Here is an 18,503-nt window from a genome sequence, read left to right as displayed (position 1 = left end):
AGCATGAATAACACAGGCTTCAGAACGCATCGCAATGCGGCGAAACAAGGAAGGCGTGAGATCTAAAGCTGGAGTGCAGCCATATGGAATGCAAGCTGTTCGGCGGGGTAGCGATAGCCGGCCCCGACCGGACAGGCATTGCGCGCAAGACAGCCACCGGCCATGCAGCCGGCCTGTCCTTCCGGCGTGCGCAAATGCGACCGGCAGCCTGGAACATCGAAGCCGGCTGCCGCTATCGCCCCAACGGGACAGGCGGCAAGACAAGGTTTCTCCACACATGAACCGCATGGATGCTGAGAAAATGTCTGCACGACATCATCATCAACGGCTTCGGTAAATCCCAACGCGCCGCGATATCCGTGCCACAAGCCATACTCCGGATGGATCAAGATGCCGAGCGGCGACGCTTTCAAGTCCTTGGCCTGCATGGCCCACCGCTGGAATGGTTGCCAAGGAGGATCCGAGGGAAAATAGGCTGTGGCCCCCAACTCGCTTGCAACCGGTCGGATGATTGCTTTCGACCAATCGTCGAGAGGATTTTTGCGCGTCCTGTTGACGGGCATATCCAGCCATTTCGAGAACGCCGGCCAGATCGAACCGCCGATATTGCCGAGCAGGATGACGCTGCGGGCCGTTGTGCCATCGCTCAGCTGCGGCCCCTCGCCTTCGCTGAATGACAGGCTGCCACGAACGAAAACTCCGTGGACGCCGAGCGTCGCACGGAGCTGTTCGAATATTTGCGGGCCGCGGCTCACCGTGGCCCCTTATATGCGTAGTGCGGCCGCCAGACTTCCTTCTGGATCAGGTCGGCAACGCGCGTCGCTCCGCCTTGCTCCCTGGCGGCCTCGGGCTCTCTTCAGGTGAAGGCGTCCGGCATCGAATCCTTGCGCTTCTGGATATAGGCGAGCAGGGCCTCGTCGATGGCCGGATCGAGCGGTGGCGCTTCGTAGTGATCGAGCCAGGAGCGGCAAAGCGCGTTGGCACGTTGCTCGATGCGCTTCTGGCCTTCGATCTCCCACTGCTCGAAGGAATTGTTGTCGGCAAGCGGCGAGCGATAGAAGGCGGACTGGAAATTCGCCTGCGTATGGCCGCAGCCGAGATAGTGGCTGCCCGGGCCGACTTCACGGATGGCATCGAGCGCCTGGCCATTCTCCGAGAGATCGATACCCTCCGCCATCTTCTGCATCATGCCCAACTGATCCTGGTCGATCATGAACTTCTCGTAGGAAGAAACGAGACCGCCTTCGAGCCACCCGGCCGCATGCAGCACGAAATTCGTGCCGGCGAGCAGCGTCATGTTCAGGGTATTGGCGGATTCATGCGCCGCCTGCGCATCCGGAATCTTGGAGCCGCAAAGCGAGCCACCGGTACGGAACGGCAGGCCGAGGCGACGGGCAAGCTGTGCCGCACCATAGGAAACCAGCGACGGCTCCGGCGTGCCGAAGGTCGGTGCACCCGACTGCATCGAGATCGATGCCGCGAACGTGCCGTAAAGCACCGGCGACCCTTTGCGGATCAGCTGCGTGAAGGAGGCACCGGCCAGCACCTCGGCAAGAATCTGCGTCAGCGTGCCGGCAACCGTCACAGGGCTCATCGCACCAGAGAGAATGAAGGGAGAAACGACCGAGGCCTGATTGTGCCGGGCATAGACCTTCAGGGCGCCGAGCATGGTCTCATCGAACACCATCGGCGAGTTGGCGTTGATGAGATTCAGCGTCACACAATTGTTTTCAACGAAATCATCGCCGAACACGATCTTCGCCATGGCGATCGTGTCTTCAGCACGCTCAGGTGCTGTAACCGATCCCATGAATGGTTTGTCGGAATATTTGATATGGCTGTAGACCATATCGAGATGGCGCTTGTTGACCGGGATGTCGACGGGCTCGCACACCGTACCGCCGGACGAATGCATCGACGGCGCCATATAGGCAAGCTTCACGAAATTGCGGAAATCCTCGATCGTGGCATAGCGGCGGTTGCCCTCGAGATCGCGGACGAAAGGCGGGCCGTAGACGGGCGCAAAGATCGTCGCCTTGCCGCCGACATGGGCGTTGCGGGCGCTGTTGCGCGCATGCCAGGTAAATTCCTTCGGCGCGGTCTTGAGAAGCTCGCGGCAAAGTCCCTTTGGAAAATGCACACGCTGGCCGCGCACGTCGGCACCGGCTTCCTTCCAGAGTGCGAGAGCTTCCGCATCGTCGCGAAACTCGATGCCGATTTCTTCGAGAACGGTGTCGGCATTGCGCTCGATCAGCTGCAGACCCTCTTCGTCAAGCACTTCGTAGACGCCGATCTTGCGGGTGATATAGGGGAGCGAAGGGCCTGGTCCGCCGCCACTGCGCGATGCGCGCCGTGCTGCCGCACCTCTGCCCTCGCTGCGCGAACGCCGTCCACCGCCATCATTGCCTGCAGCTGGTTGCTCAATCATATCGTCCATGATGTTTCCTCACTCCTGCGCATGGATGCGTCTATCATGACCCCATGCTACCCGATTCCGCCAAGCAGACGTTCCTTAATGCGCCAGCAATTAGCATAGGACAGACATGGCAGCGACGACATTGTCAGTTTCCGTCCGTCGCGATTGATCCCTATGACGTCGCATTCGAAAAGAGTTTTGGCGAGGTTCGGGTCTATCCGTAACAATAGCAGTGTTTTATACAAGCCTCTGATGCATCGCACGAAAACGGGATGGAGCGCATGTCTGACGACGAAATCATTCTCGCGGAACTTTCTGATGAGGAACTCGTGCAGCAGATGCACGACGACCTGTATGACGGATTGAAGGAGGAAATCGAGGAAGCGACCAATATCCTCCTCGAACGCGGCTGGGCGCCTTACGACGTTCTGACTCAAGCGCTCGTCGAAGGCATGCGCATCGTCGGTATCGACTTCCGCGACGGCATTCTTTTCGTTCCGGAAGTTCTGCTTTCGGCCAACGCGATGAAGGCCGGCATGTCGATCCTGCGGCCGCTGCTGGCACAGACCGGCGCACCGAAGCTCGGCAAGATGGTGATCGGCACCGTCAAGGGTGACATTCACGACATCGGCAAGAACCTCGTCGGCATGATGATGGAGGGCGCCGGTTTCGACGTCATCGATCTCGGCATCAACAACCCGGTTGAAAACTACCTCGACGCCATCGAGCGCGAACAGCCAGACATTCTCGGCATGTCGGCGCTGCTGACCACGACCATGCCCTACATGAAGGTCGTCATCGATACGCTGAAGGAAAAGGGCCTGCGCGACGATTACGTCGTACTCGTCGGCGGCGCGCCGCTGAACGAGGAATTCGGCAAGGCCGTCGGTGCTGACGCCTATTGCCGCGATGCCGCCGTCGCGGTCGAGACCGCGAAGGAATTCATGAAGCGCAAGCACAACAGCCTGGCCGCCGGCGCCTGATCGCCGCGCATTGAAAGCCGGCGACAGTCGAATCCTTGTCGCCGGCCGATCCACATCTCACATTAGAGCATGTCGCGCAAAAGTGTGCAGCGGTTTTGCGATAGCGATATGCGCAAAATCAAAGACCTAAAGCGCGAGAAGCGAACTTGAAAGATCGCGGCATGCTTTAGTTCTGAACGGCCCGCTTGACCTTGTGACCGGCATCTTCCGTCGCGTTAACGGCGTTGGCCGTGTCCCTGCCCATGCCGCGAATTGTGTTGGCGCATGAAGCGAGTACCATGAGTACGGCGAGGGCGGCGGCGATTTTGCTTGTTGTCGATGCGGTCATGATCAGGAGCCCCTTTTGGAATGGATGTTGATCGGCAAAATGCGGAGACGAACCCTCCGGACAATAAACGTATAACAAAGCAGAAGGTTCATGTAATCGCGTGCGGCGCAATCGCGCGCGAAATACTGGCGGTCACCAGAATAAACGGGCTCGATCACATCGATCTTCACTGTCTTCCGGCGATCTATCATTCCTATCCGCAGAAGATCGCACCGGCGCTCGAAGAGGCAATCGCCGATGCCCGCGCGCGCGGCTTCGAGAAGATCTTCATCGGCTATGCCGATTGCGGCACCGGCGGCGATATCGACAGGATCTGCGCGCGGGAGGAAATAGAGCGCCTTTCCGGCCCGCACTGTTATTCCTTCTTTACGGGCAACGAAGCCTTCGCAGAGCGCGACGATGACATCACATCGTTCTTCCTGACCGATTTCCTGGCCCGTCAGTTCGAAGCCTTCGTCGTGGTCCCGCTTGGCCTCGATCGCCACCCGGAACTGCGGGACATGTATTTCGGCAATTACCGCAAGGTCGTCTATCTCTCGCAGGAGGAAGATCCGGCGCTGCAGGCAAAGGCAAAGGAAGCAGCTGCCTTTCTCGGCCTGGATTACGAATATCGCTACACCGGCTACGGCGATCTCGCGCGCGAACTGCTGACTGTCTAATTACGACATCTACGTCGCTTTTCGGCCTTCCCCTTCTTTGCCGAGACCGACATGCTGGACGAGTCAAAGACATTCAATCACAGTTCGAACCCGGCCGTTTCAAAGGATAATAGCCGTTTAGGATGCTTGCGGGCGAGGTTTCGATATCGCGTCGCTTTTCGGCATGTGCCGCGTCGTGGCGAGCGCAGTCCCGAGGTCGACCCGCGTGCATTCTGGCGTGAAGAGGAGATTTTGCGCATGGCAGATCGCATTGTCGTTTACTGGCGGGATATTCCGGCTCAGGTGATTATCAAGAAAGGCAGGCAGACGGCAAAACGCGAGCTTTCGCTGCGCTTTACCGAAGCGATAGACATGTGCGCCATGCGCACCGGCGCTGCCGAAACCGACGACTATCTGGCTGAATGGCGCAAGGCGGACCCGGTGGCGGTTTCCGACGATCTCGAGGCCGAGGCGGACAAGGCAGCAGGCGAGCTCGAAGCCGCCTATGATCGTGAGCGGCTGGTGGCGCTCGTAAAGGCCGGAGGCCACGACAATGGCTGATACCGTCCAGAAGCCAGGCAATGCCGCAGCGGGGGCCAAGGCAGCCAGCGGCGCCTATACGCCGGCCGGCGTTTCCCCCAATCGTCGCGCCCGGCGCAAATATACCGTCCGTCTCTGGGCAGTGCGCAACTCGCGCTTCTTGGAATGGTTCTATCGTCGTTTCGCCGACGCCTTCCTGCTGCTTCATCCGCTGTGGAAGGCATTTGGGTATGAGCGCGTGGAGCGCCCGATCACCTTCATCGAACGCAATGTGAAGGGCTTCCTGTTCGATTGCCGTATGTGCGGCCAGTGCGCTCTGTCGTCGACCGGCATGTCCTGCCCGATGAACTGTCCCAAGCAGCTGCGCAACGGCCCCTGCGGCGGTGTGCGCGCCAACGGCAATTGCGAGGTGGAGCCCGACATGCCCTGCGTTTGGGTACAAGCCTGGAACGGCTCGCAGAACATGACCCACGGCGACGCGATCCTCAACGTGCAGAAGCCCGTGAACCAGTCGCTGCGCGAAACATCTTCGTGGCTTCGCGTCACGGCGGAGGCCGCCGCAGCCCGCGAAGCGGCGAAAAAGGAAGCCTGAGCGATGTCGCATATCGATGAAAACCCGCTTGGCGTCCATCTGCCGCTCGATCCCCTGCCCGGCCATTATTCGCTCGGGCGGCTGGAGCGCGTGCTTCGCCGCGGCGAATTCGCCGTCACGGCGGAACTCAATCCGCCCGACAGCGCCAATGCCGAAGACGTCTACGAGCGCGCCGCCATTTTCGAGGGCTGGGTCGATGGCATCAACGCCGTCGATGCCTCGGGCGCCAACTGCCATATGTCTTCGGTCGGGATCTGCGCGCTGCTGACCCGCATGGGTTATGCACCCATCATGCAGATCGCCTGCCGCGACAAGAACCGCATCGCCATCCAGGGTGACGTGCTGGGTGCTGCCGCTATGGGCGTGTGCAACATCATGTGCCTGACCGGTGACGGCGTGCAGGCGGGCGACCAGCCAGGGGCCAAGCCTGTCTTCGACCTCGATTGCATGTCGCTGCTCGAAACCGTGCGTATCATGCGCGATAACGCCAAGTTTCTCTCCGGCCGCAAGCTGACCTCGCCGCCGAAAGTCTTCCTCGGCGCCGCCATCAATCCCTTCGCTCCGCCTTACGATTTCCGCCCCTATCGGCTGGCAAAGAAGATCGAGGCCGGCGCGCAGTTCGTCCAGAGCCAGTATTGCTACGACGTGCCGATGTTCCGCGAATACATGAAGAAGGTTCGCGACCTCGGCCTCAACGAAAAATGCTTCATTCTCGTCGGCGTCGGTCCGCTTGCCTCGGCAAAGACCGCCCGCTGGATGCGCTCCAACGTGCCGGGCGTTCATATTCCCGATGAAGTCATCAAGCGCATCGAGGGAGCGCAGGACCAGAAGAAGGAAGGCAAGCAGCTCTGCATCGATATCATCAACGAGGTGAAGGAGATCGAGGGCGTTTCCGGCATTCACGTCATGGCCTACCGCCAGGAAGAATATGTCGCTGAGATGGTGCATGATTCCGGCGTGCTGAAGGGCCGTCAGCCGTGGAAGCGCGAGGCAAGCCGCACGGATGCGCTCGTCGCCGAACGACTGCACCAGATCAGCGAAGGCAGGGAAGAAAACCAGCAGGCCATGGCCGAAATCGCCGCCCACCACACGCCGCAGCAGGCGCATTGAATTCGACAGATCACAACCGGACCGGTGGAGGAATCGGCCGGCTTGTAACCCAAATCATCGCACGATAGACAGCTATCGAGCCAACTGACCAGAGGATCAGATATGACGCGTACCATCGTTGCCTCCGCCACCCGCGAGATCATCATAGGCTTCGACCAGCCTTTCTGCGTGATCGGCGAGCGCATCAATCCGACAGGGCGCAAGAAGCTCGCTGCCGAGATGATCGAAGGCAATTTCGACACAGTCATCAAGGACGCTCTGGAACAGGTGGCTGCCGGCGCAACCATGCTCGATGTCAACGCGGGCGTCACCTCGGTCAATCCGAACGAGACCGAACCGGGTCTTCTGGTGCAGACGCTTGAAATCGTGCAGGGCCTGGTCGACGTGCCCCTTTCGATCGACAGCTCGGTCACCGCGGCGATCGAAGCGGCGCTCAAGGTTGCCAAGGGCCGGCCGCTGGTCAACTCGGTCACGGGCGAAGAGGAAAAGCTCGAAGCCATCCTGCCGCTGGTCAAGAAATACGATGTGCCCGTCGTCGCCATCTCGAACGACGAAACGGGCATTTCCATGGACCCGGACGTCCGCTTTGCCGTTGCGAAGAAGATTGTCGAGCGCGCCATGGATCACGGCATCAAGCCGCATGATATCGTCGTCGACCCGCTCGTCATGCCGATCGGGGCGCTAGGTGATGCCGGCCGCCAAGTCTTTGCGCTGCTGCACCGCCTGCGCAACGAGCTGAAGGTCAACACGACCTGCGGCCTCTCCAACATCTCCTTCGGCCTGCCGCATCGCCACGGCATCAATGCCGGCTTCATCCCGATGGTCATCGGCGCGGGCATGACCTCCGCCATCATGAACCCCTGCCGCCCACAGGAAATGGAAGCCGTGCGCGCCGCTAATGTCTTGAACGGTACGGATGCCAATTGCACCAACTGGATTATGACCTATCGCGACTACAAGCCGGCCGAAGGTGGCACGGTAGCGGCAGCAGCAACGGCAGCCCCCGCCGCCGGTGGCGGACGTCGCGGCGGTCGCGCAGCACGTGCCGGTGCAGGGGCAGCGAGGGAGTAGCGATGACCTATCCGAGCCGCCGGCTTTCCGATGATCTCGCCACTTTGTGGATTGAGGCACCTATGGTGATCGGGATGCGCCTGTCGCAAATGTGGATGACGGCTATGACCGGCGGCCGAGTGAATACGGCCGAATTCAACCGCATGATCACCGAGAAGATGGCGGCCGCCAGCGAAAGTGTCATCGCTGCCAATATGGCGATGGCTGAACAGAATATTGCGGCAATGACGGCAATCGCGACGGGGCGTAAAGCCTCGGCTCAACGAGCTGCAGATTCGATCGCCCACGCGGCCGTCAAACCATACAGCAAGCGCGTTCGCTCGAACGTGCGCCGCCTTAGCAAATAGAAAGGCTGATCCGTGGCCGAAGCCAGCGACAGCGCCAAACCTCTTGTCCTTTTCATGCCCTCCGGCAAGCGCGGCCACTTCCCCGTGGGAACGCCCGTGCTTGAGGCCGCGCGCCAGCTCGGCGTCTATGTCGAAAGCGTCTGTGGCGGCCGCGCCACCTGCGGACGCTGCCAGGTCTCCGTGCAGGAAGGCAATTTCGCCAAGCACAAGATCGTCTCCTCCAACGATCACCTGTCTCCGATCGGCCCGAAGGAGCGGCGCTATGCCGAGGTGCGCGATCTGCCTGAAGGCCGCCGCCTCTCCTGTTCCGCCCTCATCCAGGGCGATCTCGTCATCGACGTGCCGCAGGATACCGTCATCAATGCGCAGGTCGTGCGCAAGGCGGCCGACGAGCGCGTCATTGCCCGCGATCCAGCCGTGCACATGTGCTACGTCGAGGTCGAGGAGCCCGACATGCACAAGCCGCTCGGCGACCTCGACCGCCTGAAGGCGGCGATCGCCGCGGATTGGAAATACGACAATCTCGAAGTGGATTTTAATCTCATTCCGCAGGTGCAATCGATCCTGCGCAAGGGCGAATGGAAGGTAACGGCGGCCATTCATCGCGATCTGAACACCGAGCGCCCTCGCCTCATCGCGCTCTATCCGGGCCTGAAGAACGAGGCCTATGGCATCGCCTGCGATATCGGCTCCACGACGATCGCCATGCACCTGTCCTCGCTTCTCTCGGGAAGAACCGTCGCTTCGGCTGGCGCTTCCAACCCGCAGATCCGCTTCGGCGAGGATCTGATGAGCCGCGTCTCCTATGTGATGATGAACCCCGACGGCCGCGAGGCTATGACCAATGCCGTTCGGGAGGCCTTGAACGGCCTGATCGACAAGGTCTGCGCGGATGGCGGCGTCTCGCGCCAGGATATTCTGAACGCCGTCTTCGTCGGCAACCCGATCATGCACCACCTGTTCCTCGGCATCGACCCGACCGAACTGGGCGGCGCTCCCTTCGCACTCGCCGTATCGGGAGCCGTACATCTGAAATCGGCTGACATCGGCCTGCCGATGAATGCCGGCACGCGCATCTACATGCTGCCCTGCATCGCCGGCCATGTCGGCGCCGATGCGGCTGCGGCGACACTTGCCGAAGGGCCACATCGCCAGGATGAGATGATGCTGCTGGTCGACATCGGCACCAATGCCGAGATCGTCCTCGGCAACCGCCATCGTGTCGTCGCCGCCTCCTCGCCGACTGGCCCCGCCTTCGAAGGTGCGGAGATTTCCAGCGGCCAGCGCGCCGCTCCCGGCGCGATCGAGCGGGTGCGCATCGATCCAATTACACTGGAACCGCGCTATCGCGTCATCGGCATCGAGCCGTGGTCGGATGAACCGGGCTTCGAAGAAGCGGCCGCCAAGATCGGTGTCACCGGCATCTGCGGCTCGGCCATCATCGAGGTCGTCGCAGAGATGTTCCTGACAGGCATCATCTCCGAAGATGGCGTCGTGGATGGCGCGATGGCGGCGCGCTCGCCGCGCATCCTGCAGAACGGCCGCACCTACTCCTATCTGCTACGCGACGGCGAACCGCGCATCACGGTCACCCAGAACGATATCCGCGCCATCCAGCTTGCCAAGGCGGCGCTCTATGCCGGCGTCAAGCTGCTGATGGACAAGCAGGGCATCGATCATGTCGACCGCATCGGCCTTGCCGGCGCCTTCGGTACCTTCATCGATCCGAAATATGCGATGGTGCTGGGCTTGATACCCGACTGTGAACTCGACAAGGTCAAGGCCGTCGGCAATGCCGCCGGCACCGGCGCGCGCATGGCGCTACTCAATCGCGACCATCGCCGCGAGATCGAGGAAACCGTCAGGAAAATCGAGAAGATAGAGACGGCGCTTGAATCAAAATTTCAGGAGCATTTCGTCTACGCCATGGCGCTCCCGAACAAAGTCGACAGCTTCCCGGAACTTGCGAAGGTCGTGACCTTGCCGGAGCGCAAGCAGCTTTCCGATGATGGCGGAGAAGGTGGCGGCCGCAGACGTCGCCGCAGCCGCGAGTAAGAAAGCAATTTGCCCGAGAGATAATTGGCCGCGGTTCACGCGGCCATTTTGCGTCCAATCTCGACGAAGGCCTGGCGGATACTATCGGCCACCGCCTTCATCGGCCCGGTCATCTGCGATGCCGTCAGCAGACGGATGTCGAAGGATGTCAGCTCCGGCAGACCCTCGCTCGGCCCGAGGATTTCCATATCCTCTGTGATGTAGGAGCGCGGGAAAGGGGCGACGGCAAGATCGGAGACGATCGCCGCACGCTGCGCCATGGTATGGGCACTGAGATAGGAAACGCGATAGGCGCGCTTCTGCCGCTCGAGCTGAGCCATGGCCTCCGACCGCCAGATACAGCCCTCTTCCCAGATCGAGATCGGCAGCGGATCGCGGCGATAGGCGGTGCCGCACTTGGCGCCAGCCCAGACGAGACGCTCCGTATAGATCACCTCACCTTCCGTCGGGAAAGGCCGCGTCGCACAGTTGATCAGCGCGAGGTCCAGCCGCTGCTCCTCGATGCGCTTTTTGAGCTGGATGCTCATATCGACTGTTACATCGACCATGATACCCGGATAGCTCTCGGAAAAGCTTTTGAGGATGCTCGGCAGCAGCCGCTCGCCGATATCGTCGGGAGCGCCAAGCCGCACCACGCCGCTGAGCTCAGGCATGATGAAGCGCGAAACCGCCTCGTTGGAGAGCGCCAGTATGTTGCGGGCATAGGAAAGCAGCATCTCGCCGTGCTGCGTCAGACTCACCGAGCGCGCATCGCGCAGGAACAGCGTGACGCCGAGCTGCTCTTCCAGCTTCTTGATCTGCATCGAAACAGCTGACGGCGTGCGAAAGACAGCATCGGCCGCAGTCGAAAAATTCCCCGTTTCGGCAATCGCGACGAAGGTGCGCAGAACTTCATTGTCAAGCAACGGTATGGGCCGGCGGAACGGTACGGTCATATCGATTACCTTTCAATTTTTCTGATCCTAAACACCATATCATTTCATTTGTCTGAATGTCAACGAAGCACCATATTAGATGCAATGGAAATGAACGCAGACAACCTCAAAGGAGTAAAAATCATGGCTGGCACGGCATTGGACGAAGCCTCTCGCCTTCTCTCACTCCTACGCCTCCGCAAAATTCAGCGGATGGCGCAGCATACGCTCGACGAGATTGCCACACGCTTTCCCGCTCATCTGATCGATGACGTCAATGCGCGCGGCCTCCCGCCGGATCGCACCTTGGCGGCGCTTGAGCGAAAGCCCGGCAAGCTGCTTTCCTTCAAAAATACTAATGGCAGCTATAAGATCTATTCGTTTGATTGATGAGCCAGCCAGATCCATATTTACTGTCGATAGGCGTGACATTTTGAGCGGTTGACACTGAAAGGAACCCGAAAATGACGACGATCAGTTATAGACAAACCGGCACACGGAACCCGTTTCCGCCCGGCAGCAGCTATGTGCCCTTCTTTTCTCGCCTCGCTAATCGCTGGCAGCAGTGGCGCTCTCTTCGCGAGCTCGAATCTCTGTCCGACGACATGCGCAAGGACTTGGGCTGGCCGGCCGCGAACGAAATCAAGAATCCGAAAGCCACACGATGATAGTCAAAGAGCATAACGACTGAAGGCGACGCTCAACCCAAGAGAGTGTCGCCTTTTGAACACTTATGCATCCAGATGCGAATCGCACTTTAATCCTGAGAATTACCCGCAAATATATTTCGCCGCTTGAGCATATCGCTCGCCTCCCCTTCGCTTCCCTTCTCTAGACCCGTATTTTTCAGAGTAGACGCAAATATCCCTTTGCGGCCGCGATTATCCATGCCAATGTCGCTTATAGACCATCGGGCCGACGTATTTGACGCAAGGAATACGTAACGGCCCTGGAGCATGGATTTTCACAACATGAGCAAGACCCCGATCAAGACGCGTTCCCTGGTTTTCTTCCTTGTTCCGCATTTCACCATGCTGCCGTTTTCCGCTGCGATCGAGACGCTGCGGATTGCCAATCGCATGCTGGGCTATCCCGCCTATACATGGCGGCTTGCCTCGACGGACGGTCAGAAAGTCTATTCCTCCAGCGGCATCGGGTTGGAGGTCAATTCCTCCCTCACCGACGAGCGCCGCTATCTCGGCGGCGAGAATCGCCCGAACATGGTGCTGGTCTGTTCCGGCATCTATGTCGAAGAATTCCACAACAAGTCGGTCAATGCCTGGCTGCGCGAGACGTACAATCGCGGTGTGGCCGTCGGCAGCCTCTGTACGGGCGCCCACGTGCTTGCCCAAGCGGGCCTGTTGAACGGCAAGCGCTGTGCGATCCACTGGGAGAACCTGCCGGGCTTTTCGGAAACCTTCCCGCAGGCGGAAGTCTATGCCGATCTCTATGAGGTCGACAGCAACCTCTATACATGCGCCGGCGGCACCGCCTCGCTCGACATGATGCTCAATCTCATCGGCCAGGACTTTGGCGAGAACCTCGTCAACCGGGTCTGCGAACAGCAGCTGACCGATCGTGTCCGCAGCCCGCATGACCGCCAGCGCCTACCGCTGCGCGCGCGCCTGGGCGTGCAGAACTCCAAGGTGCTATCGATCATCGAGCTGATGGAAAGCAACCTCGCCGAGCCGCTGTCGCTTCTGGAAATCGCCGACGATGCCGGCCTGTCGCGCCGCCAGATCGAGCGCCTGTTCCGACAGGAAATGGGCCGCTCGCCGGCTCGCTACTACCTTGAGATCCGCCTGGATCGCGCCCGGCATCTGCTCGTGCAGTCCTCCATGCCGGTCGTGGAAGTGGCGGTGGCCTGCGGCTTCGTCTCCGCCTCGCATTTCTCCAAGTGTTATCGCGAACTCTATAACCGTTCCCCGCAGCAGGAGCGCGCCGAGCGCAAACTGACCATGTCAACGAACCGGACCGGCATCGTCGTCTGAGGGCGGTGGAAATCAAGGCAATCGGATCATTGCAGGCGGCCTATTGGGCCGCCTCTTGGGCCATCTTGAAATCGGAATAGACCTGGTTTCGGCCGTTATGCTTGGCCATGTAGAGGAATTGGTCCGCGGCGTTGAGATAGTTGTCGAAGGACTCGTAGCCAGCAATCTCCGCCACACCGATGGAAACCGTCACCGAAAGCTCTTCGTCGTCGGCATGAACCTTCAGGCTGGCAAGGCTAAGGCGGACCTCATCGCACAGCGCGGTCGCCGCACGCGAATTCATTTCCGCAAACAGAATGGCGAACTCTTCCCCGCCAAGGCGGGAGAGCAGATTATCCGTGCCTTCCAAGAGCCCGTGAAGCCTCGCGGCAACGGCCTTCAGCACCTGATCCCCGATCTCGTGACCATAGGTGTCGTTCAGATTCTTGAAGTGATCGATGTCGAGAATGGCAACCGAGCTTGGACGCTGGCGACGCAGACATTCATTGACCAGACGCGGACCATGATCATAGAAATAGCGTCTGTTGTAGAGCCCGGTCAGATAATCGCTCGCCGCTGCCGCTCGCAATTGCTTCAGCTGCGACAGCGTCTCGACATTCAATGCGATGCGGCATTGCAGCTCCTCCTGAACGAAGGGGCGGTAGATGAAATCGCTCGCGCCCGCCTTCAGGAATGTCGCAGACAGCAAACGATCGTTCGAAGACGAAATGCCGATGATCCGCATCCGGTCCGAGCCATAGCGGTGGCGGATGCGGCGGGTCAGTTCATGGCCGTTCATGTCGGGCATATTGTAGTCGGTGACGACGATTTCGATGTCGTCGAATGTTTCGAGCATCGCCAGGGCTTCGATACCCGTGCCGGCTTCAGCGACCTTGAATTGCTGAGCATGCAGCAAGTCCGTCAGCATTTTCCGGGCCGAAGGCACATCGTCCACAACCAGAACACGCATCGACCGGTTGGCAATGGCACGCCTTACCGAGGAGACGAGATTGTCGAGGGCGAACTCGCCGTCCTTGAGCACATAGTCGACGACATTGCGCTCCATGATTCGATTGCGCGTCGCCATGTCGAAAGACGCCGTAAAGACGATGGTGGGAATGTCATGGGCGACGGCAACATCCAGGGCTTCTCCATGGGCAGCATCCGGAAGGTTGAGGTCGATCACCGCCATCGTGAAGCTGCTATCCGGCCCCGCAAGCACCTCGTTCAGCATTTTCAGGGAGGAGCAATGCGTTACAGCCAAGCCGAGTTCGGTTTCGAACCGATGCGACAGCACTGCGGAAAACATGCGCGAATCCTCGACCAGAAGTATTTTCTGGCTGCCATTGCGGTGGCCGATGCCACCGTCGAGGGATCCCACATGCAGTACCATTTCCCGTCAATTCCTCCCACACCATCAGGTGCATGAATATTCAGTCAATCGCAGGTCTGCCAAACCGTCTCCTCCGTATCCTGAACAGGATTCGTGAAAAAATTGGAACCGCTGATTGCGGAGATTTACATAAAAGTGATTTTCCCTCACTTTTCTCGAGGTTATTTTGCCTGACTTGCCGCGCCTATGCGCTCTTTCCGGCCGGTTGAGCTGACTTAATCTGCAACAGAGTGTCGAGATTTTGATTCACGCGGCAGTAGAACTCCTCATCGATGAATGGCCGCAGAATGAAATCATTGCCACCCGCCTTGAGGAAACGGGCAGAAAGCAGCCGGTTGGTGGATGATGAGACGCCGATAATGCGCAACTCATGGGAGCCGGTGGTCGCGCGAATACGGCGCGTCAGCTCGAAGCCGTCCATGTCGGGCATATTGTAGTCCGTGACCATAAGGCCGATATCCGGACTGGCCTTCAAGATTTCGAGCGCTTTTGCACCATTCTCCGCAATGCTGACGCGGAAATTGTAGCGCTTTAGCCGGCTGGACAGCAAAGCGCGCGCCGTCGCGCTGTCATCGACGATGAGGACATGGTGACGATGGTTCGTCAAAAAACGGCAGATCGATTCCGCCAGCATATCCACCGCGAAGACATTGTCCTTGAGAATGTAATCCACCACATCCTTGGCGATCAGCTCATCGCGCGTGCCTTCGAGAAAAGTACCTGTGAAGGCGATCGTGGGAATGCTGAGATCGAGAAGATAGGCCAGGGCCTCTCCCTTCTCGGCTCCCGGAAGGTTCATGTTCGAGATCGCCAGCTTGATCGGCTCCGACGACTTGTCGTAGGCGAGCTGCAATTCTTCGAAGTTGCGGCAAATCTCGACGTCGATGTCCAGAAGCTCCTTCAGCTTGGCCGTGACCATCGATGTAAAGAGATTGGAATCCTCGACGAGAAGAATGCGCGAGCCGGCAAGAGACGCGCCGGAGTATTGCATCCCCGAAACACCCAGAAATGGCATAATGAAAACCTGTTTTTTTAAATGATCCCCTCTGTATTGTTTTAGAACAAAGCCTTTGCGGATTTGTTAAGCTGACTGGTTTCCCGGAGATGAAGAAAACGGTCCTCATTCGCGGCTTTCCGGGCGCTATTGCCAGGGTTCTCGCGGCAACGACATACGCGAGAACCTAGATCTGACCTGTGAGAAATGGGCGACACGCTCCCGTCGCGAAACGCAAACTGGGAACTTCCGAACGGAACCTATCGGAAGCGATGGCCGACATTATTCCCGCCCGCGATAACAAGGCTCTGTTTCACCGAACTCTGCCTTTAATCGGATCACTCCGCCGCGGTCCTGCCCCGGCGCCGGCCTGTGCTCTTTGCTTCCGATACCTTGCCTTCGGCCGACAAAGCGGAATCTTCTTTCACGTCATCCTCAGCCTCAGGCCCGTCTGCAAAATCCGTCAAGGCATCGGCTGCGATATCCGACCGCCTGCCTCGTCTGCCATCGCGAACGATATGCAGTTCCTGATGCGGATAGGGAATGGAAATCCCCTCCTCGTTGAAGCGCTTCAGGATTTCGATGCGCAGATTGTTGCGGATCTCCATGCCATCGGAAAGATCGGACAGATAGAAGCGCATCTCGAAATCGAGCGACGATGGACCGAAACGCAGGAACTCTACATGCGGCTCCGGATTCCTGAGAACCTTCGGAATCGAGCGCACCAGCTCCAGCAGGATATCCATCACCTTGCGCGGATCGGCATCGTAGCTGACGGATACGGGGATTTCGGAGCGGGCGAGCCTGTTGCGATGCGTCCAGTTGCCGACGGACGCATTGATAAGCTCGGAATTCGGCACGATGATCGACTGCTTGCGGAAGGTCTCGATCTCCGTCGCGCGCACCGAGATGCGCTTTACGATACCTTCCGATGTTCCCGAGACGATCCAGTCGCCGACCTTGAACGGCCGCTCGACCAGCAGGATCAGGCCGGACACGAAGTTCGACACGATATTCTGCAGGCCGAAACCGATACCGACCGAGAGGGCGCTGGCGACAAGTGCCAGACTGGACAAATCGATGCCGGCAGCGGAAATGGCAAAGATCGCCGCCAATGCTATGCCCAGATAGCCTATGCCGGTCCTCACCGAGTTGCGGACACCCAGATCCACTTGCCCACGCGCCATGACATTGCTGTCGAGCCAGCGCTGGAACCAGCGCGTGACCAGATAGCCGCCCGCAAACAGCAGGATGCCGACGAAGATGCCGAGCAGCGAGATCGACATGTTGCCGATCTTGATCTCGGTAAATAGCCTGTAGGCGAAGACTTCGAGATCCTGAATGTGGAAGCCCCAGGAAAGCAGGATCAGCGGAATGCCCGTCAGTAGGGCGACGGCGTAGGTCGCGAGACCGGCTGCGAGACCGGCCTGATCGAGCGCCACTTCACGCAGCTTCAGGCGATTTTCCAGAAAGCGGCCGATGATCGTTTCGGCAAAGACGCCCTGCTTGGATACGGCCTTGCCGAGCTGGAAGCCGAGATACATGGTCGCGATGACGGCGCTCGTCACGATCATCTGCGTTGCCATGAAGCGGGCCAGCCCGACATAGCCGATGAACGAAGTGAAGATCACCAATATGCCGAGAACGCGAAGAATGATGGCCATGCCATGCGGCCAATGGCGGCCGGGCGCGTCCGGATCGCCGTTCTTGGCAAGCATCGGTGAGCCGAAGGAGGCCGCAATCAGAATGAGGCCAATCAGCAGTGCCGCCAGGAAGCTCTTCGCCACGGTCACGACGACCGGCGATCCCATGGACTCGCTGATACGGTCGAAGACGTAATCCAACCCGTTGACCACAGCCATGGCCTGCAGGCACCAAGTCAGCGAATGCGCCCCCTTGTTCGACAGCTTTACCAGGCGCCAATGCGGCCGGAACGGCGCAAAAACGGCATTGCTCAGGCGACCGACGAAGTAGACTAGGCCGATAAAACCGAAGACCGCCGCCAATATCGGTGCGATATCAGGCCGCAGCACATTGAAATTCGAGAGAAAGAAGAAGGACGTGACGAGGAAGGCCGCCAGCGACAGCGTGCGGATCAAGGTGGACCAGAAGGCGACGGAGAGCCGGCTGATATAGGGCGGATTCTCAATAGTCTCGTCCTGCACGTAGTAGCGGCGGAACAATCGATACCCGCCGGAGAGAAATAGCAGCGCCGCGCCGATCGACAGGCAGACAGCGGCAAGGAGGGACGCGAGCTTGGCCTTGAACACGAAGCCGATCCAGCTCGTCACGGCGGTACTGAACTTGACGCCCTCGTCGACCAGAGCCGCTCCTGCATCGTCGAATGTCGCGGTGGAAATCTCCGTCCGCTTGAATAACGTTTCGGCAAATAGCTTTCGGCGCATCTCCATGAACTGCATCGAAAGCCGATTGGTCTCCGCAGTCAGATTGTCGGCATCGAGGATCACGGCACTGATCTGCGAGCGCTCGGCATTGAGCCTCTCGCGCTCCTGCGTGACGATCGGAGCTTCAGGCGGCTGGCCCTCCTTGGGGGCCGCGCCGAGCTGGGTCAGGCGCGCGTCGATCTCGGCCGTACGGGGCTTCAGACGTGTGGAAATTGCCGTGACCGTGCGATTGAGTTCGTCGACCTGACCGGATAGCGCGACGAGCGTCTCGTCGTCCAATGTCGCCTGTTTGGCCGCCTCCTGTAGAGAGGCGTAGGTCTTTTTCGCTTTGTTGAGATCGGCAACTGCGGCATCCATCAGCCCGTTGGCGGGCTGCTGCTCGGTTGGCTGCGACGCCTGGGCCGGCTGTTGATCCTGCGCAAAGGCATGCCCGCCCGCCAGCGGAATGGCGGCGGTAAAAACAGCCAATCCCAGCAGCAAAAGAGGCAGCAGCAAAAGACGAGATTTCAGCGGGCGCAAGCAGAGCTCCTCGTTGCACATGAAGTCGCAGGCAATGGATGATCGAAATCGCCGCAAAATGGAGACCCGAGTCGTCCTATAGTATGATTGCGAATTCCATAGTCTTTACGCGTACGCCTTGTAAGACAAAGAAAGGCGACACAAAGGCATTCTAGCCCCTATCCGATCCTGAACCGCGCTCAAAGCCGGATATCGCCCGCGTCTATCCTAACGGCGACCTGCCGCACC

18 protein-coding genes are annotated in these 18,503 nt (G+C 59.4%); 11 read left to right on the top strand and 7 right to left on the bottom strand.

Going from position 1 to position 18,503, the window contains the following annotated elements; genetic code table 11:
* Positions 1-62: 62 nt before the first annotated feature.
* Both GA0061103_RS25475 and GA0061103_RS25470 read right to left on the bottom strand, forming a co-directional pair.
* Positions 63-755: a 4Fe-4S dicluster domain-containing protein gene (locus tag GA0061103_RS25475; protein WP_092716102.1), complete on the bottom strand. Its 693-nt coding sequence runs from the start codon at positions 753-755 to the stop codon at positions 63-65.
* A gap of 101 nt (positions 756-856) precedes the next feature.
* Complete coding sequence (locus tag GA0061103_RS25470; protein ID WP_092716101.1) at positions 857-2,437, bottom strand: trimethylamine methyltransferase family protein; 1,581 nt, start codon at positions 2,435-2,437, stop codon at positions 857-859.
* Between the two features lie 260 nt (positions 2,438-2,697).
* Here GA0061103_RS25470 and GA0061103_RS25465 point away from each other — a divergent pair, with 260 nt between their 5' ends.
* Positions 2,698-3,399, top strand: a complete 702-nt coding sequence (locus GA0061103_RS25465) for a corrinoid protein (protein WP_092716495.1) — start codon at positions 2,698-2,700, stop codon at positions 3,397-3,399.
* A 166-nt stretch (positions 3,400-3,565) separates the two neighbouring features.
* Here GA0061103_RS25465 and GA0061103_RS25460 read toward each other — a convergent pair whose 3' ends face one another.
* Positions 3,566-3,727, bottom strand: coding sequence for an entericidin domain-containing protein (locus GA0061103_RS25460; protein WP_092716099.1), 162 nt, complete (start codon positions 3,725-3,727; stop codon positions 3,566-3,568).
* 20 nt (positions 3,728-3,747) lie between these two features.
* On the opposite strand from GA0061103_RS25460, the gene GA0061103_RS25455 reads away from it, so the two are divergent.
* From GA0061103_RS25455 to GA0061103_RS25425, 7 genes are all read left to right on the top strand, one after another.
* On the top strand, positions 3,748-4,386 hold the full coding sequence (locus GA0061103_RS25455) for a DUF1638 domain-containing protein (protein ID WP_092716098.1): 639 nt from the start codon (positions 3,748-3,750) through the stop codon (positions 4,384-4,386).
* 237 nt (positions 4,387-4,623) lie between these two features.
* The gene (locus tag GA0061103_RS25450; protein WP_092716096.1) at positions 4,624-4,926 is read left to right on the top strand and encodes a virulence factor; all 303 of its coding nucleotides are present in this window, start codon (positions 4,624-4,626) and stop codon (positions 4,924-4,926) included.
* Positions 4,919-5,497 carry a methylenetetrahydrofolate reductase C-terminal domain-containing protein gene (locus GA0061103_RS25445; protein WP_092716094.1) on the top strand — a complete coding sequence of 193 codons (579 nt, stop codon included), beginning with the start codon at positions 4,919-4,921 and terminating at the stop codon, positions 5,495-5,497. The genes GA0061103_RS25450 and GA0061103_RS25445 overlap by 8 nt, the downstream gene beginning before the upstream one ends.
* Positions 5,498-5,500: 3 nt before the next feature.
* Positions 5,501-6,607, top strand: a complete 1,107-nt coding sequence (locus tag GA0061103_RS25440) for a methylenetetrahydrofolate reductase (protein ID WP_092716092.1) — start codon at positions 5,501-5,503, stop codon at positions 6,605-6,607.
* Between the two features lie 102 nt (positions 6,608-6,709).
* Positions 6,710-7,678 carry a methyltetrahydrofolate cobalamin methyltransferase gene (locus GA0061103_RS25435; protein ID WP_092716090.1) on the top strand — a complete coding sequence of 323 codons (969 nt, stop codon included), beginning with the start codon at positions 6,710-6,712 and terminating at the stop codon, positions 7,676-7,678.
* A gap of 2 nt (positions 7,679-7,680) precedes the next feature.
* Positions 7,681-8,025, top strand: a complete 345-nt coding sequence (locus GA0061103_RS25430; RefSeq protein ID WP_092716088.1) for a hypothetical protein — start codon at positions 7,681-7,683, stop codon at positions 8,023-8,025.
* Positions 8,026-8,079: 54 nt separating this feature from the next.
* A complete protein-coding gene (locus tag GA0061103_RS25425; protein WP_167376653.1) occupies positions 8,080-10,080 on the top strand; it encodes an ASKHA domain-containing protein in 2,001 nt (666 codons plus the stop codon).
* 35 nt (positions 10,081-10,115) lie between these two features.
* Here the strand turns inward: GA0061103_RS25425 and GA0061103_RS25420 are convergent, their stop codons facing one another.
* The gene (locus GA0061103_RS25420) at positions 10,116-11,015 is read right to left on the bottom strand and encodes a LysR family transcriptional regulator (RefSeq protein WP_092716084.1); all 900 of its coding nucleotides are present in this window, start codon (positions 11,013-11,015) and stop codon (positions 10,116-10,118) included.
* 90 nt (positions 11,016-11,105) lie between these two features.
* Between GA0061103_RS25420 and GA0061103_RS25415 the strand changes: the two genes are divergently transcribed.
* The 3 genes from GA0061103_RS25415 to GA0061103_RS25400 all read left to right on the top strand — a co-directional run bounded on the left by GA0061103_RS25415 (position 11,106) and on the right by GA0061103_RS25400 (position 12,985).
* Positions 11,106-11,384, top strand: coding sequence for a hypothetical protein (locus GA0061103_RS25415; protein ID WP_245304866.1), 279 nt, complete (start codon positions 11,106-11,108; stop codon positions 11,382-11,384).
* Between the two features lie 74 nt (positions 11,385-11,458).
* Positions 11,459-11,662, top strand: coding sequence for a YjiS-like domain-containing protein (locus GA0061103_RS25410; protein WP_092716080.1), 204 nt, complete (start codon positions 11,459-11,461; stop codon positions 11,660-11,662).
* A 303-nt stretch (positions 11,663-11,965) separates the two neighbouring features.
* Entirely contained in the window at positions 11,966-12,985 is a 1,020-nt protein-coding gene (locus GA0061103_RS25400) for a GlxA family transcriptional regulator (RefSeq protein ID WP_348627044.1), read from the top strand.
* A 40-nt stretch (positions 12,986-13,025) separates the two neighbouring features.
* Here the strand turns inward: GA0061103_RS25400 and GA0061103_RS25395 are convergent, their stop codons facing one another.
* The 3 genes from GA0061103_RS25395 to GA0061103_RS25385 form a co-directional block, all read right to left on the bottom strand.
* Positions 13,026-14,357: a diguanylate cyclase gene (locus GA0061103_RS25395; protein ID WP_092716076.1), complete on the bottom strand. Its 1,332-nt coding sequence runs from the start codon at positions 14,355-14,357 to the stop codon at positions 13,026-13,028.
* Between the two features lie 184 nt (positions 14,358-14,541).
* On the bottom strand, positions 14,542-15,372 hold the full coding sequence (locus tag GA0061103_RS25390; protein ID WP_092716074.1) for a response regulator: 831 nt from the start codon (positions 15,370-15,372) through the stop codon (positions 14,542-14,544).
* Between the two features lie 317 nt (positions 15,373-15,689).
* Complete coding sequence (locus tag GA0061103_RS25385; RefSeq protein WP_425349546.1) at positions 15,690-18,296, bottom strand: mechanosensitive ion channel family protein; 2,607 nt, start codon at positions 18,294-18,296, stop codon at positions 15,690-15,692.
* Between the last annotated feature and the right edge of the window lie 207 nt (positions 18,297-18,503).

Source organism: Martinezella multihospitum (assembly GCF_900094585.1).
GTDB lineage: Bacteria > Pseudomonadota > Alphaproteobacteria > Rhizobiales > Rhizobiaceae > Rhizobium > Rhizobium multihospitium.
This window is presented reverse-complemented; position numbering and strand designations above follow the sequence as displayed.